The 19,873-nt window shown below is 72.4% G+C and carries 18 protein-coding genes and 1 tRNA gene; 14 read left to right on the top strand and 5 right to left on the bottom strand.

Going from position 1 to position 19,873, the window contains the following annotated elements; translation table 11 throughout:
* Positions 1 to 77 precede the first annotated feature (77 nt).
* Both ACGF3C_RS15805 and ACGF3C_RS15800 read left to right on the top strand, forming a co-directional pair.
* Positions 78 to 551 (top strand): hypothetical protein, encoded by a 474-nt coding sequence (locus ACGF3C_RS15805; protein WP_393222433.1) that lies wholly within the window; start codon positions 78 to 80, stop codon positions 549 to 551.
* Positions 552 to 577: 26 nt separating this feature from the next.
* Positions 578 to 982, top strand: a complete 405-nt coding sequence (locus ACGF3C_RS15800; RefSeq protein WP_167457620.1) for a YjbQ family protein — start codon at positions 578 to 580, stop codon at positions 980 to 982.
* 108 nt (positions 983 to 1,090) lie between these two features.
* Here the strand turns inward: ACGF3C_RS15800 and ACGF3C_RS15795 are convergent, their stop codons facing one another.
* Positions 1,091 to 2,737 (bottom strand): alkaline phosphatase D family protein, encoded by a 1,647-nt coding sequence (locus ACGF3C_RS15795; RefSeq protein ID WP_393222430.1) that lies wholly within the window; start codon positions 2,735 to 2,737, stop codon positions 1,091 to 1,093.
* 274 nt (positions 2,738 to 3,011) lie between these two features.
* Here ACGF3C_RS15795 and ACGF3C_RS15790 point away from each other — a divergent pair, with 274 nt between their 5' ends.
* The 5 genes from ACGF3C_RS15790 (at position 3,012) to ACGF3C_RS15770 (ending at position 7,335) form a co-directional block, all read left to right on the top strand.
* Positions 3,012 to 3,416 carry a MarR family winged helix-turn-helix transcriptional regulator gene (locus ACGF3C_RS15790; protein WP_355008892.1) on the top strand — a complete coding sequence of 135 codons (405 nt, stop codon included), beginning with the start codon at positions 3,012 to 3,014 and terminating at the stop codon, positions 3,414 to 3,416.
* 51 nt (positions 3,417 to 3,467) lie between these two features.
* A complete protein-coding gene (locus ACGF3C_RS15785) occupies positions 3,468 to 6,059 on the top strand; it encodes a thiamine pyrophosphate-dependent enzyme (protein ID WP_393222428.1) in 2,592 nt (863 codons plus the stop codon).
* Between the two features lie 112 nt (positions 6,060 to 6,171).
* A complete protein-coding gene (locus ACGF3C_RS15780) occupies positions 6,172 to 6,609 on the top strand; it encodes a DUF3052 domain-containing protein (RefSeq protein ID WP_030330240.1) in 438 nt (145 codons plus the stop codon).
* Between the two features lie 110 nt (positions 6,610 to 6,719).
* Positions 6,720 to 7,184, top strand: coding sequence for a peroxiredoxin (locus ACGF3C_RS15775; protein ID WP_393222425.1), 465 nt, complete (start codon positions 6,720 to 6,722; stop codon positions 7,182 to 7,184).
* A 76-nt stretch (positions 7,185 to 7,260) separates the two neighbouring features.
* Positions 7,261 to 7,335, top strand: a tRNA-Val gene (locus ACGF3C_RS15770).
* Between the two features lie 108 nt (positions 7,336 to 7,443).
* On the opposite strand, the gene ACGF3C_RS15765 is transcribed toward ACGF3C_RS15770, so the two are convergent.
* Positions 7,444 to 8,187: an SDR family NAD(P)-dependent oxidoreductase gene (locus ACGF3C_RS15765; protein ID WP_393222422.1), complete on the bottom strand. Its 744-nt coding sequence runs from the start codon at positions 8,185 to 8,187 to the stop codon at positions 7,444 to 7,446.
* A 237-nt stretch (positions 8,188 to 8,424) separates the two neighbouring features.
* Here ACGF3C_RS15765 and ACGF3C_RS15760 point away from each other — a divergent pair, with 237 nt between their 5' ends.
* The 3 genes from ACGF3C_RS15760 to ACGF3C_RS15750 all read left to right on the top strand — a co-directional run bounded on the left by ACGF3C_RS15760 (position 8,425) and on the right by ACGF3C_RS15750 (position 10,898).
* The gene (locus ACGF3C_RS15760) at positions 8,425 to 9,045 is read left to right on the top strand and encodes an HAD-IA family hydrolase (RefSeq protein ID WP_393222419.1); all 621 of its coding nucleotides are present in this window, start codon (positions 8,425 to 8,427) and stop codon (positions 9,043 to 9,045) included.
* A gap of 140 nt (positions 9,046 to 9,185) precedes the next feature.
* On the top strand, positions 9,186 to 9,665 hold the full coding sequence (locus tag ACGF3C_RS15755; RefSeq protein ID WP_357223778.1) for an N-acetyltransferase: 480 nt from the start codon (positions 9,186 to 9,188) through the stop codon (positions 9,663 to 9,665).
* Positions 9,666 to 9,755: 90 nt separating this feature from the next.
* Positions 9,756 to 10,898, top strand: coding sequence for a polysaccharide pyruvyl transferase family protein (locus tag ACGF3C_RS15750; protein WP_357223776.1), 1,143 nt, complete (start codon positions 9,756 to 9,758; stop codon positions 10,896 to 10,898).
* An 8-nt stretch (positions 10,899 to 10,906) separates the two neighbouring features.
* Here ACGF3C_RS15750 and ACGF3C_RS15745 read toward each other — a convergent pair whose 3' ends face one another.
* On the bottom strand, positions 10,907 to 11,113 hold the full coding sequence (locus ACGF3C_RS15745; RefSeq protein WP_355008835.1) for a hypothetical protein: 207 nt from the start codon (positions 11,111 to 11,113) through the stop codon (positions 10,907 to 10,909).
* A gap of 82 nt (positions 11,114 to 11,195) precedes the next feature.
* Here ACGF3C_RS15745 and ACGF3C_RS15740 point away from each other — a divergent pair, with 82 nt between their 5' ends.
* Positions 11,196 to 11,714 carry a DinB family protein gene (locus ACGF3C_RS15740; protein WP_357223773.1) on the top strand — a complete coding sequence of 173 codons (519 nt, stop codon included), beginning with the start codon at positions 11,196 to 11,198 and terminating at the stop codon, positions 11,712 to 11,714.
* A gap of 28 nt (positions 11,715 to 11,742) precedes the next feature.
* Here the strand turns inward: ACGF3C_RS15740 and ACGF3C_RS15735 are convergent, their stop codons facing one another.
* Positions 11,743 to 12,615 (bottom strand): PfkB family carbohydrate kinase, encoded by an 873-nt coding sequence (locus tag ACGF3C_RS15735; RefSeq protein ID WP_357223770.1) that lies wholly within the window; start codon positions 12,613 to 12,615, stop codon positions 11,743 to 11,745.
* Between the two features lie 235 nt (positions 12,616 to 12,850).
* Here ACGF3C_RS15735 and ACGF3C_RS15730 point away from each other — a divergent pair, with 235 nt between their 5' ends.
* Both ACGF3C_RS15730 and ACGF3C_RS15725 read left to right on the top strand, forming a co-directional pair.
* Positions 12,851 to 16,126, top strand: coding sequence for an SNF2-related protein (locus tag ACGF3C_RS15730; protein ID WP_393222413.1), 3,276 nt, complete (start codon positions 12,851 to 12,853; stop codon positions 16,124 to 16,126).
* A gap of 23 nt (positions 16,127 to 16,149) precedes the next feature.
* A complete protein-coding gene (locus ACGF3C_RS15725; protein ID WP_357223796.1) occupies positions 16,150 to 17,049 on the top strand; it encodes an SWIM zinc finger family protein in 900 nt (299 codons plus the stop codon).
* A gap of 46 nt (positions 17,050 to 17,095) precedes the next feature.
* Here ACGF3C_RS15725 and ACGF3C_RS15720 read toward each other — a convergent pair whose 3' ends face one another.
* Complete coding sequence (locus ACGF3C_RS15720; protein WP_355008840.1) at positions 17,096 to 17,353, bottom strand: DUF3040 domain-containing protein; 258 nt, start codon at positions 17,351 to 17,353, stop codon at positions 17,096 to 17,098.
* Between the two features lie 430 nt (positions 17,354 to 17,783).
* On the opposite strand from ACGF3C_RS15720, the gene ACGF3C_RS15715 reads away from it, so the two are divergent.
* Positions 17,784 to 19,865 (top strand): DUF1800 family protein, encoded by a 2,082-nt coding sequence (locus tag ACGF3C_RS15715; RefSeq protein ID WP_393222411.1) that lies wholly within the window; start codon positions 17,784 to 17,786, stop codon positions 19,863 to 19,865.
* Positions 19,866 to 19,873 lie beyond the last annotated feature (8 nt).

Here is a 19,873-nt window from a genome sequence, read left to right as displayed (position 1 = left end):
CAGGTACCCGCCGGTAACTTAGCGCGACGACGCGGTGGAACCTGAGCGGTTTGACCGCCCGTCCTACCGTTGCCCCCATGAACGGACGCCGTGTCGCGGTCGCCGCTAGCATGATCGTTGTCGGGGTGGTTGGCCTGGTCATCGGCGCGGTCGCCCTCGCCTCCGGCAACCTGCCGATGGTCGGACTGGTGGCCCTCGGCGCCCTGGTGGCAGTGCTCGGCGCGGGCCTGCTGCGCGACGCGAGCCGAGCGGCCCGTCCGAGCGGCCAGGCCGGCGGCCGTCGCCGCCGTCCGGACTCGGGTGGCGGTGGGTACGGCTACCATCCGATGCCCGCCGGGGATGCAGGGAGCGGGAACGTCGGCCACCAGCGGGACGGCGACCACGACCGCTCCGACGACACGGAGCCGGCCGGCGGCAGCGGCGACTCCGGGGGAGGCTGGTCCGGCTGGGGCTGGTCCAGCGGTGACTCCGGCGGCGGCTGGTCCGGCAGTGACTCGGGCGGTGGGTGGTCCGGTGGCGGCGACTCCGGCGGCGGTGGCGGCAGCTCCTGACCTCACCCTGCGGCAGAATGCGACGTATGCGCAGCGATGTGATCACCGTCCAGACCGGGTCCCGGCCGACCGTCCGGGACATCACCGCGGAGGCCCAGCAGTTCGTCTCGGGCGAGGGCGACGGCCTGCTGCACGTCTTCGTGCCGCACGCCACCGCCGGCCTGGCGATCATCGAGACCGGGTCGGGGTCCGACGACGACCTGCTCAGCGCCGTGGACGACCTGCTCCCCACCGAGGACCGCTGGCGGCACCGACACGGCTCGCCCGGCCACGGCCGTGACCACGTGCTGCCGGCGTTCATCCCGCCGTACGCCACGCTGCCGGTGCTCGGCGGTCGACTGGCGCTCGGCACCTGGCAGTCGATCTGCCTCGTCGACACCAACGGCGACAACCCGACCCGCCAGGTCCGCTTCTCCTTCCTCCCCGCCTGACCGTCGGCCCGCCTCAAGATCCACGCAACTTCCCCGGAACTGCTGCCTCGGCGCGTGGCGAGGCAACAAGTTCCCTGATGTTGCGCGGATCTTGAGGCATAGGGCGGGTTACGGGCGGACGGTCTCCTGCTGGACGGTCTGCTGGCCGGGGTCCGCGGCTGGCGCGGCAGTGCGGGCCGCTGACGGGACTGGGTTGTCCGCCGTCTGGTGCAGGCCTGCCACCCGATCCTCGATCACGAACGAGGCCCGGGTGTACGCGGGCGCGCCCGGCCGACTGACGTACGGCAGCACGTCGAAGTCGGCGGTGAGCTGTCCCGGGGTGATCGTGGTGCGCACGTACCCCCGGAGGTTGTTCTGGAAACGCAGGTGCGGGTTGAACGCGAACCACGGGTGCGAGCCGGACGCCGAGTCCGCGCCGTCACCGGTCGAGGTGATCGAGGAGCAGACCAGTTCGGTGCCGACGGTCCGCGAGGTCGGGTCGGCATAGTCCAGCTTGAGATCGCTGGCCCAGTGCGCGTGCACGTCGCCGGTCAGCACGACCGGGTTGCGTACCCCGGCGGCCAACCAACCCCGGGTGATGCGGTCCCGAGAGGCGACGTAGCCGTCCCAGGAATCCATGCTGGTGACGGTGAGCGGGCCGGAGTTGTTGTCCCGTTGGGCGAAGAAGACCTGCTGGCCCAGGATGTCCCACTGGGCGTCCGAGCGGCGGAAGCCGTCCAGCAGCCAGGCCTCCTGCTCGGACCCGGTGATCGACCGGGCCGGGTCGGATGCCGCCGCGCAGTCCCGGTAGCCGTCGCCGCAGGCCTGGTCGTCGCGGTACTGCCGGGTGTCGAGCATGTGGAACGTGGCCAGCCGCCCCCAGCGCACCCGCCGGTAGAGCTGCATGTCGATGCCGCGGGGGATCGAGGTGCGCCGCAGCGGCATGTTCTCGTAGTACGCCTGGAACGCCGCCGCCCGCCGCGCGGGGAACTCCGGATCCGGCGCCTCGGGCACCTCGTCGGCCCAGTTGTTCTCCACCTCGTGGTCGTCGAACACCACCGCCCACGGCGCCACCGCGTGCGCGGCCTGCAGGTCGGCGTCGGTCTTGTACTGGGCGTGCCGCTGCCGATAGTTGGCGAGTGTCCGGGTCTCCGGGCCCTCGTGGTCACGCGGGTTGCCACCGGGGACGTTGTACGTGTCCGGGGCGTACTCGTACTGGTAGTCGCCCAGGTGCAGGATCAGCTCCGGCTCGGTCTCGGCCAGCCGCCGGTAGGCGGTGAAGTAGCCGTGCTCGTACTGGGAGCAGGAGGCGAAGCCCATCGCCAGGGCGGCTGGCATGGTCCACGGTGCGGGGGCGGTGCGGGTGCGTCCGGTCGGCGAGACGTGACGCTCGGCCCGGAACCGGTAGAAGTACTCGCGTCCGGCCAGTAGGCCAGCCAACTCCACGTGCACGCTGTGCGCCGATCGGGTGCGGGCGATCGCGACCCCGCGGCGCACCACATGCCGGAACCGCTCGTCGGCGGCCAACTCCCAGTGCACCGGCACGTCGCGGTCCGGCATGCCGCCGAGGCCGTCCTCGGCCAGTGGCTGTGGGGCCAGGCGGGTCCACAACACGAACCCGTCGTCGTCGGGGTCGCCGGAGGCCACCCCGAGGGTGAACGGGTAGGCCAGCGGCCGGCCCGCCGCCGCGCCGGCCGCCGCCGGCAGCCCGGTGGCCGCGCCCGCGGCGCCGATCGCGGCGCCGGACAGCAGGATGGTACGTCGGGACAGTGACACGAATCCTCCCCAGAGTCCGATCTTCGTGACTCCGGGAGCCTGGCGAGCCCCGATGGCCGACAGATGACGGCGGGTGGCCCTGCTTGTCGCCAGCAGTCGAACACCGATGACCGCCGTCGATCCGTGCTGACCGCCGTCCAACGGGGTGATCCGGCCGCTGCCGTGACCGACGACGCCCATCTCTGCGTACCATGTGGCCGTGACGCAGGAGGTGGGCCGCGCGGCAGGTGAACGGGTGGATCGCGCCGGTCTCGCCGCCGACGTGCTGCGCCGGATGGCCCACGTCAGCGACGCGGTACGACACCGGCAGGGCAGCGCGTTCGCCGAGGTTGGGCTCACACCGGCGGCGGCCCGGGCGCTGCGGGAGCTGGACCCTGATCATCCGCTGCCGGCCCGGGATCTCGCCGGTCAGCTGGGTTGTGACCGGTCGAACGTGACGGTGCTGGTCGACAAGCTGGAGCAGGCCGGGCTGGTCGAGCGTCGCACCGACCCGGCGGATCGGCGGCAGAAGACGCTGCTGGTCACCGAGGAGGGCCGCGTCGTACGGGCCCGGGTGATCGAGGTGATGTCCGACTCCCGACTCCTGTCCGGGCTGGGCGACGAGGAGCTGCGTACCCTTCGTGACCTGGTCTGGAAGGTGTCCGACGGCGGCTTTCCGGAGCCCTGCGGGTCGGAGTGAGCGGGACCCTTCCGGCCGTGTCCCACTGGGCGAGCGGAGCTTCCGTCGGTAATGCTGTCCGACGTGACCACCCCGCAAGATCTCGACGACCGGTTCCGGGAGACGCTGGCAGCGCTGCCTGCCGCCGAGCGACGGCGTGACCCCGCCGACCCGGTCACCGACGACGCCCCGCTGACCGGCGGGCAGGTGCTGGACCTGTTCGACGCGCAGGTGACCAGCCGGCAGCTCGACCTGGCCGGCCGCTGGTTGCGGAGCTTCGGGGAGGGTTTCTACACGATCGGCTCCGCCGGGCACGAGGGCAACGCCGCGGTCGCCGCCGCGCTGCGTCCCACCGATCCGGCGCTGCTGCACTACCGCTCGGGTGCCTTCTACTGCCTGCGCGCCGCCCAGGCCGCCGCCGACCCTGCCCTGGCTCCCGTGGGCCCCGCGCCGGCCGCCGCGGACGCTACCGAGGCCGCCGCTGACCAAGCGCCGGGCGCCGGCCGGGCGCGAACCGTCGACTCCGAGCGGTCCGCCCCGGCGGGAACCGTCGACTCCGAACCGGCAACCGGCACTCAGCCGACCGTCGACGGCGCACCGACCCGTGACCCCGACCCCGGCTCCGATCCGCAGGCGTCCGAATCGGAGCCGTCCGGGATCGAACAGGCCCCGGCCGCCAACGGGTTCGCGGCGTACGCCGACGCGGCCCGGGACGTGCTGCGCGGGATGGTCGCGTCCAGCCTTGAACCGATTGCCGGGGGACGGCACAAGGTGTTCGGCCGGGCCGATCTGGCCGTCGTGCCGACCACCTCGACCATCGCCTCGCACCTGCCCCGCGCGGTCGGGATGGGACTGGCAGTGGAGCGGCTGCGCCGGCTGGACAGCGCCGGACGGCGTACCGGGGCCGGGATGCGGGTCGGCAGCGGCGCGGGCGCCGCGCACGCCCCCTGGCCACCGGACGCCATAGTGGTCTGCTCCTTCGGCGACGCCTCGGTCAACCACGCGAGTGCCACCGCCGCCTTCAACACCGCCGGGTGGTACGACCACGCGGGGCTGCGGATTCCGGTGCTCTTCGTCTGCGAGGACAACGGGCTGGGCATCAGCGTCCGCTCGCCGGAGGGCTGGGTCGAGGCGACCCTGCGGGCCAAGCCGGGCATCCGCTACTTCAGCGCGGACGGAGCCGACCCGGTGCGGACGTACGAGGTGGCGGCGGAGGCCGCGGCCTGGGTACGCCGTAACCGGCGGCCGGCCGTGCTGCACCTGCGCACCGTTCGGCTGATGGGGCACGCCGGGGCGGACGCGGAGTCGGCGTACCGGGGCCCGGCCGAGCTGGCCGGCGACCTGGACCGGGACCCGGTGGCTGCCACCGCGCGGCTGCTGGTCGACGCCGGCGTGGCGACCGGCGAGGAGCTGCTGGCCCGGTACGACGAGACCGGCTGGCAGGTACGCCGGCTGGCCGAGGAGGTGCTGGGCGAGCCGAAGTTGGCCTCCGCGGCCGACGTGGTGTCGGCGCTGGCCCCACGTCGTCCGGTGCGGGTGGCGCGGGCGGTGGCCGACGCCGCGGCGCGGGCCAGTGGGCCGGGAGCGGGCGCTCGGGCGGAGGCGTTCGGCGGCAAGCCGCCGGAGCTGGCCGGGCCGATGACCCTGGCGCAGAGCATCAACGCCGCGCTCGCCGACGGGATGCTCGACCACCCGCAGATGGCGCTCTTCGGTGAGGACGTGGCCGCCAAGGGCGGCGTGTACGGGGTGACGAAGGGGCTGCGCGACCGGTTCGGGGCGGCCCGGGTTTTCGACACCCTGCTCGACGAGACGTCGGTGCTCGGGCTGGGCCTCGGTGCCGGGCTGGCCGGGATGCTGCCGGTGCCGGAGATCCAGTACCTGGCGTACCTGCACAACGCCGAGGACCAGCTGCGCGGTGAGGCGGCCACCATGCGGTTCTTCTCGCAGGGGGCGTTCCGCAACCCCATGGTGGTGCGGGTGGCGGGCCTGGCGTACCAGGAGGGGTTCGGCGGGCACTTCCACAACGACAACTCGGTGGCCGTACTCCGGGATGTGCCCGGTCTGGTGGTCGCGGTGCCGGCGCGGCCGGACGACGCCGCGCCGATGCTGCGGACCTGTCTGGCGAGCGCGGCGGTGGACGGCAGCGTCTGCGTGTTCCTGGAGCCGATCGCGCTCTACCACACCCGCGACCTGTACGCGACTGGTGACGGTGAGTGGCTGGCCAGCTATCCGGAGCCGGGCGGGTGGGTGGCCGGGCACGTGCCGATCGGGCGGGCCCGGGTCTACCCGGTCGGCTCGGCGGACGACCTCACCATCATCACCTTCGGTAACGGGGTGCGGATGTCGCTGCGGGCCGCGGCCGTCCTCGCCGAGGAGGGGGTGGGCACCCGGGTGGTGGATCTGCGCTGGCTGGCTCCGCTGCCGGTGTCCGACATCATCCGGGAGTCCTCGGCGACCGGCCGGGTGCTGGTGGTGGACGAGACGCGCCGCTCCGGCGGGGTCGGCGAGGGCGTGATCGCCGCGCTGGTCGACGCCGGATATGTCGGTGCCGCGCGTCGAGTGGCGGGAGTTGACTCGTTTGTACCATTAGGTCCGGCAGCACGTCACGTACTGGTCTCCGCTGAAGCCATTACCGACGGTGCCCGTACGCTGCTGGCACGGTAAATTCCGTTCCACCCGGTGCGCCACTTGCGCGCAGCCCAACAACTGTGTGGACTTTGCCTGACGGCGTCGCACCGACGTCGCGAGCAGGGACGAGATGAGGAGGCACGCGACAGTGAGCGCGACCGCTGGTCAGGCCGCCGACGGGGTACGCAGCCTGGCGGACCGGTTCGGGATCGAACCGGGGATGGTCGTCATGGAGATGGGGTACGACGACGACGTCGACCAGGATCTCCGAGACGCCCTGACCGACCGCTGTGGAGATCTGGTCGACGAGGACACCGACGAGGTGGTCGACGCGGTGCTGGTTTGGTACCGGGACGGCGACGGTGACCTTTTCGAGCTGCTCGTCGATGCCCTCGGCCCGCTGGCCGACAACGGCGTCGTGTGGCTGCTCACCCCGAAGGCGGGGCGCGAGGGGCACGTCGAACCGAGCGAGGTCGCGGAGTCCGCGCCCACCGCCGGCCTTCAGCAGACCTCGACCGTCAACGCCGGCCGGGACTGGAGCGGCGCGCGTCTGGTGCTGCGTCGAGGTGCCAAGGCCAAGAAGTAGCCAGCGCCGCTCCGCTCGCCCGACGGTCCGCCCACCGTCGGGTAGCAGGCTGGTGCCGTCCCCCGCCCCGACGCCGTCGCCGGTGTGGCCGAGCAGCGAGGAGAGTTCACATGCCCTTCGAGGTTGGTGCCGAAGCACCCGACTTCGTGCTCAAGGACCAGAACAACCAGGAGGTCCGCCTCTCGGACTTCCGGGGCAGGCGCGCCGTGCTGCTGGTGTTCTACCCGCTCGCCTTCACCGGAACGTGCCAGGGCGAGTTGAGCGAGGTGCGCGACAACCTCGGCGAGTACGTGAACGACGACGTGCAGGTGCTGACCGTCAGCGTCGACTCGGCCTACAGTCACAAGATCTGGGCCGACCGTGAGGGCTACCAGTTCCCGATGCTCGCCGACTTCTGGCCGCACGGCGCCGTCGCCCAGGCATACGGGGTCTTCAACGACGTGGCCGGCTTCGCCAACCGGGGCACCTTCGTCATCGACAAGGCCGGAGTGGTCCGCTTCGCCGAGATGAACGGCCCGGGCGAGGCCCGCGACCAGCAGGGCTGGCGCAAGGCCATCGCCGAAGCGACCAACTGACCGGGGTACGCCGTGCGCCCGGGTCGGTGGCGGGCAGGTAAGCTTGCCAGCCACCGGCCCGCCACATGGGCGATCCGGGCGCGTAGCTCAGTGGGAGAGCACCCGCCTTACAAGCGGGGGGTCGCAGGTTCGAAACCTGCCGCGCCCACCAACACCCAGCGCGAGCTGATCAGGTGATGAAAAGTAGGTCAGGGACGGTTCCTGGCACCTATTTCTCATCACTTGATCATGGAAGCCAGGGAAGCGCCAGTGCGGCTCCTCAGCTGGTGAAGCCGCCGTCCACGTTGACCACCGCACCGGTCACGTAGCCGGCCTCGGGGCTGGCCAGGTGCGCGACGGTGGCCGCGATGTCGGCGGGGCGAGCGTACCGGCCGACGGCGGTGAATCCGCTGATCGTCGCCGCGTTCGGTCCGTCCGCCGGGTTGGCGTCGGTGTCCGTCGGCCCGGGGTTGACCAGGTTGACGGTGATGGCCCGTGGGCCCAGTTCACGGGCCAGGCCGCGGGTCAGCCCGACCAGAGCGGTCTTGCTCATCGCGTAGAGCGTCAGCCCGGGAAAGACCGCCCGCTCACCGACGTTGCTGCCGATGCTGATGATCCGTCCGCCGTCGCCCAGGTGCCGCAGGGCCGCCCGCGCGGCGACGTACGGTGCCCTGATGTTGACCGCGATCGTCTGCTCCACCTCTGCCGAGCCGAGCTCGTTCAGGGCGCCGACCAGGAACACCGCGGCATTGTTCACCAGGATGTCCAGCCGACCCAGTTCGGCGGCTGTCCGGTCGACCGCGCCCCGCACAGCGTCCGGGTCGGCGCCGTCCGCCTGGATCGCCAGCGCTCTGCGGCCCAGCGCCTCGATCTGCTTCACCACCATCGCGGCCCGCGTGGCGTCCTGCCGGTAGGTCAGCGCCACGTCGGCCCCGTCCTGTGCCAGGCGCAGCGCGATGCCGGCTCCGATGCCTCGGGAGCCTCCGGTCACCAGGGCGACCCTGTCGTTGAGTGTCGTCGTCATGCAAACGATCATCTGGCCGCGCCGCCCTCCCGTCTGGCGGCCATCGGACGTCTCGCTCCGACCGCCAGGTCCGATTCCCGCGATCGTCGACGGCCTGCGGACCCGGTGGGTCACCCTGATCCGCGCACCTTCACCGACCCTGCTGCCTCACCAGGCGACGAGACAGCAGGATCACCGAAGTTGCGCGGATCTTGCGAGGTGGGGGAGGGTGGGGCGAGCGATCCGGGGAGCGTGGGCGTGGAACTGGCGGGCATTGGCGCGGTGCTGTTCGACATGGACGGCACCCTGGTCGACTCCGACGCCGCCGTTGAGCGGGCCTGGGAGCGGTGGGCGGCCGAGTACGCCGTCGACCCGGCCACGGCGCTGGCGATCGCGCACGGCAGCCCGGCCGACCGGACCGTCCGCCGGCTGCTGCCCACGCTCGACGACAGCGCGGTCGCCGCCGCCGCGGCACGACAGCTCGCGTTGCAGTACGACGACCTGTCCGACGTGACGGCCACCCCCGGGGCGCACGAGCTGCTGAACGCGCTGGCCCGGCTGGGGTTGCCCTGGGCGGTGGTGACCAGCGCCGACGCGCGGCTCGCCGAGGCCCGGCTCGGTGCCGCCGGCATCAAGGCACCGGTGCTCGTCACCGTGGAGGACGTCAGCGTCGGCAAGCCGGACCCGGAGGGCTACCTGCGGGGCGCGGCGCTGCTCGGCGTACCCGTGGGGCGGTGCCTGGTCGTCGAGGACGCCGAGGTCGGCCTGCGGGCCGGTCGGGCTGCCGGGGCGATGACCGCAGCGCTGAAGGGCCTCGACGGGGACCTGCGTCTGCGCGACCTGGCCCAACTGGCGCACCAACTGGAGTCGACGCCCTGACCAGCTCGGCCAGGTAGCGCTCCGCGGACCAGTCCGTCGCCGCCGCCCGGCCGTCCCGTCCGCCCCGGGCGGGGAAACAGTTGGCGTGGCCGGGCCGGTTCTGCTGCACTACCGGCTCGCGACGACGAAGGGGAGACGCGGTGGAGTTGACGTTGACGCCGATGACGGCACAGGAGTTGGCCCGCCTGCTCGAATCACTGGAGCAGGGGTACGCCGACGATCTGGTGGCGCACCGGGGGATGACCCCGCAGGCGGCCCTCGACCGGTCGGTCAGCCAGATCCGGGAGTCGCTGCCGGCGGGTGCGGCCACCGAAGGGGCCCTGCTGCGGGTGGGCCGGGTCGGCGACACCGAGGTCGGCTGGATCTGGGTGACCCTGCCGACGGCCGCCGCCCCGGACCAGGCCTGGATCCACAACATCGAGGTGCACGAGGAGCACCGGGGACGCGGGTACGCGCGGCGGATGATCCAGCTCATCGAGGCCGAACTCACCCAACACGGTGTGCCCGAACTGGGTCTGAACGTCTTCGGTACGAACTCCGTGGCGATCGGCCTCTACCGCAGTCTGGGCTTCGAGGTCACCTCGCAGCAGATGGCGAAACGCCTCACCCCGGGAAGCTGAGCCGGCGGCCCGGGGACGGGTCCCTTCGGCAGGACTGTTCACCTGCCCAGCGGGAAACCGGCGCGGACCGCACCTGGGGAGGAGCGACGGATGACGCACGGCGCCGGACTGACCATCGGTGTGCTCGGCTCGTACGGTGGGCGAAACCTCGGCGACGAGGCGATCCTCACCGGCCTGCTCACCGATCTGCGTACGCAGGAACCGAACGCCCGGATCATCGTCTTCTCACGGAACCCGGCGCACACCCGGGCCGCCCACCCCGATGTCGAGGCAGTGCCGTGGGAGGGCGTGAGCCGTACCGACTCGGCCCTGGTCCTGGCCCAGCTCGACCTGCTCATCCTGGGCGGTGGCGGCATCCTGTACGACCGGGAGGCCCGCCGTTACCTGCGGGTGGTCCGGGTGGCCCAGGAACGCGGCCTGCCGCTGATCACGTACGCGGTGGGGGTCGGGCCGCTCAGCGAGGGGGTGGACACCGGCATGGTCCGGGAGACGCTCTCCAGCGCCACCCAGGTGACCGTCCGGGACCAGGAGTCCCGGATGGTGCTGGAGGAGGCCGGCCTGCTCAACCCGATCACGGTCACCGCGGACCCGGCGTTCCTCCTGAAACCGGAGGAGTTCCCGGCCCACCTGTTGGCCGAGGAGGGTGTGCCGGTCGGCAAGCGCCTCGTCGGGATAAGCGTGCGGGAGCCGGGCCGGGCCGCCGAACGCCTCGACGTGGACGGCTACCACCGGCTGCTGGCCCAGATCGGTGACTTCCTGGTGCACCGGATCGACGCGTACGTGCTGTTCGTGCCGATGGAGCGCGACGACATCCGGCACTCCCACGGGGTGCTGTCGCACATGGTCGCCGCCGAGCGAGGTCGGATCCTGCACGGCACCTACTCGCCACAGCAGGTACTGGGGTTGATGCGCCACTTCGACCTGGCCGTCGGCATGCGCCTGCACTTCCTGATCTTCGCGGCGATGGTCGGTACGCCGTTCCTGCCCCTGCCGTACGCCGGCAAGGTCTTCGACCTGGCCCAACGACTCGGCGTGCCGGCGCTACGCGGCGTGGAGCGGGAGGTCGAGGGCCCGCTGCTGGCCGAGGTGGACCGGCTCTGGGACGAGCGGGAGCAACGCGCCGAGGCCACCGCACGGCGGGTGGCGGAGGTGTGCGATCAGGCCCGGGGCACCTCGGAGGTCACCCGCGGCGTGCTGGAGAGCCTGCGCAGCCAGACCCTCACCCGGGTCTGAGCTGGCTGTCACACCGCCGGGCCGGTCCACCGGTAGCGCCACTCGCGGGCCTCCTCGCGGGCGGTTTCCAACTCGTAGATCTGCGCGTCGGCCAGCCCGCCGGAGCCGAGGTGATGGTGGGTCAGCGGCGGACGGCCGTTGCTGTCCAATTCGACGGTGATGGTCTGCCCGTCCGCCGAGCCGCCGACGAGAAGGATCTGCACGGATGAAGCCATGCGCCCATCCTGCCCGGCCCAGCGCCGGCCCGCAGCGGATAGCGGGGCAGCGAGGAGCCGGGCCCGTGGCTAGGGTCGGCGGATGGAGCAGACGATCGATCCCACGCTCGGTCCGGTGCTCGCCCGCACCGGCGACGAACGCGCTGTCCTGACCTCGTTCCTCGACTTTCACCGGGCCGTGCTGCTGCGCAAACTGCGCGGTCTCTCCGATGCCGACGCCCGACGTCGGCTGGTGCCGTCGGCGACCACGCTCGTCGGGCTGGTCAAGCACCTGACAGTGGTCGAGCGGAACTGGTTCCCGACCCTGTTGGCCCCCGAGCCCGGCGACGTCTACCTGACCTCCGAGGAGGACGCGGTCGCCAGCTTCACGCTGAGCGACCAGGAGACCATCGTCGGTCTCACCGAGGCGTACGAACGGGCCTGCGCCCGCTCCCGGGCGGTCGCCGCGAGCATCGACCTCGACCACGTGGTGCCGCACCCGCAACTCGGTGAGGTGTCGCTGCGCTGGATTCTGGTGCACATGATCGAGGAGACGGCCCGGCACGCGGGCCACGCCGACATCCTGCGCGAGTTGACCGACGGCGAGGCCGGCGCGCTCTGAGCTCCGGGTCGCCGCACGCCGTCGGCCGTCACCCGGTGGGCAACAGGCCCGGCGGGTACTCCATCCCGTCGTGCGTGCACGCCGCGGCGGCAACCCGCGCCGCGTACCGGGCGGCATGCGTCAGTGGCTCACCGCGCAACCGGCCGGCGATCAGGCCGGCCGCGAAGGCGTCGCCCGCCCCGTTGCTGTCCACCACCGGTTTTCCCGGGACGGCGGGCGGCACTGGTACCGCCGTGCCGTCGCCCGGGTACACCTCGGCGCCGTCCGCGCCGCGGGTCACCACCATCGTCCGGGGCGCCAGCGTGCCGGCGAGCGACGCGGCCCGGTCGCCCAACCGCACCCCGCTCAGCAGAACCAGGTCGGCGACCTCCGCGAATGGCTGGTGGTAGGTGTTCTCGCCGTCCCAGTCGTGCAGGTCGGTGGAGAGCGCCACGCCTGCCGGAACGGCGGCCCGCACGGCGGACAGCAACGGCACCACCCAATCCATGATCGAAAGGTGGACGTGCCGGGCGTCGCGGACCAGTGCGGCCAACTCGGTGGCGCGAAACGGTGGACCACCCTGCCAGGGGCGCGGGTCGTACAGCGACGTGCGCCGCCCGCCCGGGTCCACCAGGTTCACCGACCGGCGGGTGCCGCCCTGGTGCTCGGCCAGCATCGCCGGCACCTCGGCCCGGGTCAACGCCGCCCGGACCAGCTCACCGGCCGGATCGGCACCGAGGGTGTCGACGACCAGGACGCGCAGGCCGAGTGCCCGGGCGGCCAACGCCACCCCGGCACCGGTGTTGCCGATCCGCAGCTCGATCGGCTCGACGGTGTGGGAATCGGCAGCCGGGAGCGGCAGCGCGGGCACCCGAACCCGTACGTCCACCCCGAGCCCACCAAGAACCAGAAGATCGACCACAACGCCGACGCTAGACCGTTGCCCGCGCCCTCCCTCCCGCACCTCCCTCCCGCACCTCCCTCCCGCACCTCCCTCCCGCGCCGCCGCGATCTTGCACTTTCTGTGGTGACAAAAGGTGCATTGTTTGCAGAACGTCGACACAAAGTGCAAGATCGCGCGAGTGCGGCGATGGGTGCGGATCGCCGGCCGGGTGGGCCGCCCTATTCTGGGGGCGGGCGGCGAGTAGGGGGAGCAGGTGCTGGTCATCCACGGGCTGTGGCTGCCCGGCGGCAGTTCCACCGGCGGCCTCGCCGTCTGGGCCGAGGACAGCGCCGCACCGATCCCCGCTCCGCGTTCGGGCCGGCCGGCCCGGGAACGCCCGCATCCCTTCGCCGCCGGGCACTCCGACCTGGCCGTCGTCCTCGCCGACGCCGCCGAGCCGAGCCGGCCGGACACCGCGCTGCTCACCCTGCCCACCCTGGCGGGCACGCCGACCGACTCACCCGAGCTGATCCGGACCACCGTCGCACCTGCGGCCCGCGGTCGGCTCACACTCGCCGGGTGGCGGGTCCCCACCCTGGTGTACGCCCCGGACGACGCGCTGTCGCTGCTGCAAGCCCTGGACGACATCCCGGCGGTGGCCGGGGCGACCCTGCGACACCTCGCCGAGCTGGCCGACTTCGCCGCCGACCTGGTGACCCGTGGCCGCGTCCTCCCCGGTGTGCGGACGACGACGGCCGACGTGACGCCCGGCGCTGACGTGCCGGTGGCGTCCGACGTTCCCGTGCAGGCGGTGTGGCGTCCGTTGCTGACCGGCACTGACGCCGCCTGGGCGCGTTCGCTGGCGCTGGCCCTGCCACCCGCCGCCCGAGCCACCGTCCTGCCGCCCGCCTCCGAGCAGACCACTGCCGAGCGGCCCGCGTCCGAGCGGCCCGCGTCCGAGCGGCCCGCGTCCGAGCGGCCCGCGTCCGAGCGGCCCGCTGCCGAGCCGCCCGCCTCCGAGCTGACCGCGGCCGTCCTGGTCGCGGATGCGCTGGACGCGCTGACCGACGCCGCCGCGCGGGCTGCGCTGGCGACCACCACGCTGGCCCGGGGGCTGCGGCCAGGGGGTCCGGCGCCGGCCTGGCTGGCCGCGCTCGCCGGCCCGCAGCGGGACTTCACCATCGACCCGGCCGGGCTGGCCACCCTCTCCGCCGAACTGGACGCCTGGCAGCGCGACGCCGCCGGTGGCCCCGTGCGGGCCAGTTTCCGCCTTGTCGAACCGGCCCCCGACGAGGTCACCGAACCGATCCTGGCCACCCGGGCGGTGTCCGCCGACGGTGTGCCGGTGCCTGCCGACAGCGCGCCGGTGTCGGTCGGGTCGATCGGTGCCGGGCGCTGGCGGTTGGAGTTCGGGTTGCAGGCCGCGGACGAGCCCGGCCTGCACGTCGACGCCGGGGACATCTGGCGAGCGCCGCAGACCCTCGACGGCCTGGTCGGCCGGACGACCAGCCCACAGGAGACGCTCCTCGCCGAGCTGGGCCGGGCCAGTCGACTCTGGCCGGACCTGGACGCCGCGCTGCGTACCGCCGCCCCGGAGGCGATGGACCTCGACGTCGAGGGGGCGCACCGGTTCCTCAGTGCGGGTGCCCCGGTGCTGCACGCGGCCGGTTTCGGGGTGCTGCTGCCGTCCTGGTGGCAGCGTCCGTCGGCGCGACTGGGCGCCCGGTTGCGAGCGCGCAGCCGCACCGCACCGGGCACTGTGGGTGGTACCGATGCCGGTGTCGGTCTGGACGCCCTGGTCGACTACCGCTGGGAGATCGCGCTCGGTGACCAGCCGCTCTCCGCCGAGGAGTTGGCGGCGCTGGCCGAGACGAAGACCCCGTTGGTACGGCTCCGCGGCCGGTGGGTGGAGCTGGACCCGGGGCGGCTCGCGGCGGGGCTGCGTCTGCTCCGCTCCGCGGGCGAGCTGACCGTCGCCGATCTGCTCCGCCTCGGGCTGGCCGACGGCGAGGCTACCGGCGAGCTGCCGGTGCTGGAGGTGACCGCCGACGGTGCGTTGGGCGACCTGCTCGCCGGCGCGGTCGAGCGGCGGCTCACCCCGCTGGACCCGCCGCCGGGCTTCCGGGGGACGCTGCGGCCGTACCAGCAGCGAGGGTTGGCGTGGCTTGCCTTCCTGCGCTCACTCGGTCTGGGCGGTGTGCTCGCCGATGACATGGGGCTGGGCAAGACGGTGCAACTGCTCGCGCTGCTCGCCGGGGATCCACCGGCGGCCGGGCCAACCCTGTTGGTCTGTCCGATGTCGCTGGTCGGCAACTGGCAGCGGGAGGCGGCCCGCTTCACCCCGGAGCTGCGGGTGCACGTACACCATGGTGCCGAGCGGGCGCGGGGGGCGGAGTTCACAGCGGCCGCGCACGGCGCGGACCTGGTCCTCACCACCTACTCGGTGGCCGCCCGCGACGCCGCCGACCTGGCCGGCATCGACTGGCACCGGGTGGTGGTGGACGAGGCGCAGGCGATCAAGAACGCGTCGACCCGGCAGGCCGAGGCGGTGCGCGCGCTGCCCGCCCGGCAGCGGGTGGCGGTGACCGGTACGCCGGTGGAGAACCGCCTCGCCGACCTCTGGTCGATCATGCAGTTCGCCAACCCGGGTCTGCTCGGGCCGGCCGCGACGTTCCGCAAACGGTTCGCCGAGCCGATCGAGCGACATGGCGACGCCGAGGCCGCCGAGCGGCTCCGCCGGATCACCGGTCCGTTCGTGTTGCGCCGGCTCAAGACCGACTCGTCCATCATCTCCGACCTGCCGGAGAAGCTGGAGATGGAGGTGCTGTGCAACCTCACCGCGGAGCAGGCCGCGCTGTACCGGGTGGTGGTCGACGACATGCTCGCCCGGATCGAGACCAGCGACGGCATCGAGCGTCGCGGTCTGGTGCTGGCCACGATGACCCGTCTCAAGCAGGTCTGCAACCACCCCGCCCAACTGCTGCGCGACGGCTCGGCGCTGGAGGGCCGCTCCGGCAAGCTGGCCAGGTTGACCGAGATCCTGGAGGAGGTGCTGGCGGCGGGGGAGAAGGCACTGCTGTTCACCCAGTACGCCGAGTTCGGTGCGATGTTGCGCGGTCACCTGTCGGCGCGGTTCGGCCGGGAGGTGCTGTTCCTGCACGGTGGCCTCGGCAAGGCCGAGCGGGACGCTCTGGTGCAGCGTTTCCAGTCCGCGGAGGGTCCGCCGCTGTTCGTCCTCTCCCTCAAGGCCGGCGGCACCGGGCTGACCCTGACCGCCGCGAACCACGTGGTGCACGTGGATCGGTGGTGGAACCCGGCGGTCGAGGACCAGGCCACCGACCGGGCGTTCCGGATCGGGCAGCACCGGCGGGTGCAGGTACGCAAGTTCGTGTGCGCCGGCACCGTCGAGGAGAAGGTGGCCGCGATGATCGCCGACAAGCGCAGCCTCGCCGAACGGGTGGTCGGCACCGGCGAGCAGTGGATCACCGAGTTGTCCACCGGCCAGCTGCGGGACCTGTTCGCCCTGGAAGCCGGCGCGGTGGTCGAGTGAGCGAGCGGAGTGCCGACGTGAGCATGGACTTCGCCGATTACGGGCGTCCCCGTCGGGTCGACGGGGGCCTGCGGGCGCGCAGCGCCCGGGGCGCGATCGGCCGGTCCTGGTGGTCGCGGCGTTTCCTGGAGGTGCTGGAGTCGTTCGCGCTCGGCACCCGGTTGACCCGGGGCCGGTCGTACGCGCGGGCCGGTCAGGTGCTCACCCTCGACATCGCACCCGGGCGGGTCAGCGCGGTCGTGCAGGGCTCCCGGCCTCAGCCGTACCAGGTGTCGATCGCGCTGAAGCCGTTCCCGGCGGCGCTCTGGTCCCGCATCGAGGACGAACTGGCCGGGCAGGCGTTCTTCAGCGCCCGGCTGCTCGCCGGGGACCTCCCCGACGAGTTGGAGGAGGTCTTCTCCGCCGCCGGCGCGCCGCTCTTCCCAGCCGGTGTGGACGAGCTGACCCAGCGCTGCAACTGCCCCGACTTCGCGGTGCCGTGCAAGCACCTCGCGGCGACGTTCTACCTGCTGGCCGAGGCGTTCGACGCGGACCCGTTCGAACTGCTGCACTGGCGCGGTCGGTCCCGGGCGGAGTTGCTCGACGAACTCCGGGCCCGCCGGGCCGCGACCACCGGTGCCACCCCACCGCCCCCACCGCTCGACCCACCGTCCGAACCGGACGGTGCGGAATCGGGTGTGGACGCTGTGGCGCCGGTCGGCGCCGCCCGGGCGCTCGCCGGGCTGTCGGTGACGCCGCTGGCGGACACGGCGGACCGGTTCTGGTCAGCGCCGGTGCCGCTGCCGGATCGGCCGCCCCGACTGGTGACCGGCACGGACCTGCTGCTGCGACAGCTCGGAGCACCGGCCCCGGCCATCGGTGGGCCGGGTCTGCTCGAACGGTTGCGCCGCGCGTACCGGGCGTTCGGCCCGGCCGACAAATGAGCTGTCACGTCCACCGGTTGAGCCGTCCCGTCGAGCGGTTCAACAGTCACGTCCAGCGGCGGCGAAACCGCCACATGATGGCGGCGTTGGCCACCAGCACCACCGCGCAGATCGCGCCGGTGAGTCGACCGGCGAACACGGCTATCGCCGGCAGCGACGCCCACAGCACGATGGTCAACAACATCAGGTAACGGCCCCTGCGGGCTCGGGCCCGGTGGTCCAGCCGCTTGAAGAACGCCGGGTCACTTTCCCGGAGCTGACGGGTGATCTGGTCGAATCTGCGCTGATCCTCTTTGCTGAGCATGGCGCTGCCTTCCCCTCACGCGTTCAGCGGTTCGGCGGCATACCCGCTGCGGTGGTGGCTCACGCTCGCCCGCTGCTGCTACTTTCCTCCACGCGAGCACGCTTCACGTCCGGCTTACCTGAACCTTAAGTTTGCCTTTGGTGGTGAACGACGCCGAAACTGTCGCGTGCGGCGGCGAGGTCCGGTCCGTGCTCGGCTGGCGCGCGTACGCCCTGCTGGGAAGGTCTGCGGGCGGGTCCGTTCCTCCGCCCGCCGCCGAGGTCGCGCTGAGGGCTGTCTTAAGTGCCCTCCCGAGTGGGTTCCGGCCACCTTGAAGGCCCCTGGGGCCTTGGTTACCTTGCCGTAGCAACCCCCTCAGGCAACAGTCGCCGCACCTGCCGCACCTGCCCGGTAGCAGCTTCCGGCGCTCATCAGAAATCGGGATTGGTACATGGCCGACCAGAATGTGCCACCACGTCGACCGCGGGACGACCGCGGTTGGGACGGACATCAGCACCCCAGCGCTGACGGCTACGGCGACCCCCACCCGCCGGCGCCCTACGGCTACGACTCGCCCCACCCCTACCAGGGCGGCTACGCCGCGCAGGCCGACCCGCGTGAGCAGTACGCCGGGCAGCCCGCGCCCGCTCCGCGCGGCCCGCAGTGGGTCGGCCCGGAGGGCCTTGGCCGCCCGGCCCCGGCGCGACCGGCCGGCACCGGACTGCCCACCCTCGACGATGACAACGAGCCGGATCGCAAGGTCGGCCGACGTAAGGCGATGGTGGCCCTCGGCGGCACCGCCGCCGTCGTCGCCGGTGGCGCGGCGCTCGCCATGACCCCGCAGATCCGTGGCCTCTTCGGCGACGACGCGCTGGCCGGCGACGCGACCGGCAGCACGGTCACCGACGGCACCGCGGCGCGGCCCAGCGGCCAGCAGCCCAGCACCGTGCGTACCTACACCGAGCAGAACGAGAGCTACATGGGCTCCCGGGCCGGTGAGGCGCTGAAGAAGAACGCGCCGGCCGGCGGGCGGACCTACTCCGGCCCCGCCGCCGCCGCGGCGGCGACCACTGTGACAGTGAAGACGGTGCTGGCCAAGGACCCGATCCTGCACCTGGCCCGGCGCGCCACCTTCGGCGTGACGCCTGCGGTGGTCGCCGACATCAAGCGCGAGGGCATGGACGCCTGGATCCGCGCCCAGCTGGACCCGGGGAAGTTGGAGCCGAGCAAGGGCGAGCTGAAGCTCGCCGAGCTGCCGACCCAGAAGCTCTCCGTGCAGCAACTGCGCGACCAGCGGGACAAGCTCAACGAGCAGGACGCCCACCCCGAGCGGGAGATGGTCGACGCCACCATCGCCCGGCAGATCTGGTCCAAGCGCCAGCTGTTCGAGGTGATGGTCGACTTCTGGAACGACTTCCTGCACGTCGCCGCCGACTTCGACGGCGGCGAGGTGTACCGCAACTCGTTCGACCAGGACGTCGTGCGCAAGCACGCGCTGGGCAGCTACCCGGAGATGCTGGTCGCCGCGAACAAGCACCCGGCGCTGCTGATCTACCTGAACCAGAAGGACTCCCGCAAGGACGCGATCAACGAGAACCTCGCCCGGGAGAACCTCGAGCTCTACTCGGTCGGCGTCGACGGCGGCTACAAGGAGCCCGACGTCCGGCAGGCCGCCATGTTGCAGACCGGCCGCGGTGTCGACGACAAGGGCAAGTACGTCTTCCGCCCCGAGCAGCACTACGTCGGCAAGGTGAAGATCCTCGGTTTCACCCACGCGAACAACTCGGCCGACCCGAAGAAGGCCGAAGCGGCGATCGACGCGTACATCACCTACATCGCGACGCACCCGTCGACGGCGAAGTACGTGGCGCAGAGCCTGGCCACCCGGTTCGTCTCGGACACCCCGCCGAAGTCCCTGGTGGACCGGCTGGCCAAGACGTACACCACGAACAAGGGCATGATCAAGCCGGTCCTGATGACGCTGTTCTGCTCCTCGGAGTTCTGGGCCGGGGTGGGCCAGAAGGTGCGCCGGCCAATGGAGTACCTGGTCGCCACGTACCGCACCCTGGGCGTCTCGCCGGAGGCGTCGCCGAAGCACAACAACGGCGACAGCAAGCGCACCGCGTACGCCCGGGGGCTGCGCCAGATCCACGACAAGATGCGCGAGCTGGGCCAGTCCCCGATGGGTCACCCGACCCCGGACGGCTACCCGGACGTCTACGTCGCCTGGACCTCGGCCGGCACGATGGTCAACGGCTGGAACGAGGCGGGCGAGATCCTCGCCGGCTACCGCACCACCTTCACGTACACGGCACCGGAGAAGTTGGTCGCCAAGCCACCGGCGACGGCCGGGGCGTACGTGGACGCGCTCTCCCAGCGGCTGGTAGGCCAGAAGTTGAGCACGCGGGAGAAGAACCTCATCCTCGGCGTGGCCGGTGTGGCGGCGACCACCAAGGTCGACGCCACGTTCAACGGGGCCATCACCGCCGTCGCGCGGGCGATCCTCGCTTCCCCCCAGCACCACCTCCGGTGAGGCACCCG

The sequence above is a fragment of the Micromonospora sp. NPDC047762 genome (genome assembly GCF_043204655.1).
Classification (GTDB): domain Bacteria; phylum Actinomycetota; class Actinomycetes; order Mycobacteriales; family Micromonosporaceae; genus Micromonospora.
This window is presented reverse-complemented; position numbering and strand designations above follow the sequence as displayed.

Coding starts and splice junctions, on each gene's coding strand:
- ACGF3C_RS15805 (WP_393222433.1), top strand. CDS start 78: ATGAACGGACGCCGTGTCGCGGTCGCCGCTAGCATGATCGTTGTCGGG.
- ACGF3C_RS15800 (WP_167457620.1), top strand. CDS start 578: ATGCGCAGCGATGTGATCACCGTCCAGACCGGGTCCCGGCCGACCGTC.
- ACGF3C_RS15790 (WP_355008892.1), top strand. CDS start 3,012: ATGGCCCACGTCAGCGACGCGGTACGACACCGGCAGGGCAGCGCGTTC.
- ACGF3C_RS15785 (WP_393222428.1), top strand. CDS start 3,468: ATGCTGTCCGACGTGACCACCCCGCAAGATCTCGACGACCGGTTCCGG.
- ACGF3C_RS15775 (WP_393222425.1), top strand. CDS start 6,720: ATGCCCTTCGAGGTTGGTGCCGAAGCACCCGACTTCGTGCTCAAGGAC.
- ACGF3C_RS15765 (WP_393222422.1), bottom strand. CDS start 8,187: ATGACGACGACACTCAACGACAGGGTCGCCCTGGTGACCGGAGGCTCC.
- ACGF3C_RS15750 (WP_357223776.1), top strand. CDS start 9,756: ATGACGCACGGCGCCGGACTGACCATCGGTGTGCTCGGCTCGTACGGT.
- ACGF3C_RS15745 (WP_355008835.1), bottom strand. CDS start 11,113: ATGGCTTCATCCGTGCAGATCCTTCTCGTCGGCGGCTCGGCGGACGGG.
- ACGF3C_RS15740 (WP_357223773.1), top strand. CDS start 11,196: ATGGAGCAGACGATCGATCCCACGCTCGGTCCGGTGCTCGCCCGCACC.
- ACGF3C_RS15725 (WP_357223796.1), top strand. CDS start 16,150: ATGGACTTCGCCGATTACGGGCGTCCCCGTCGGGTCGACGGGGGCCTG.
- ACGF3C_RS15720 (WP_355008840.1), bottom strand. CDS start 17,353: ATGCTCAGCAAAGAGGATCAGCGCAGATTCGACCAGATCACCCGTCAG.
- ACGF3C_RS15715 (WP_393222411.1), top strand. CDS start 17,784: ATGGCCGACCAGAATGTGCCACCACGTCGACCGCGGGACGACCGCGGT.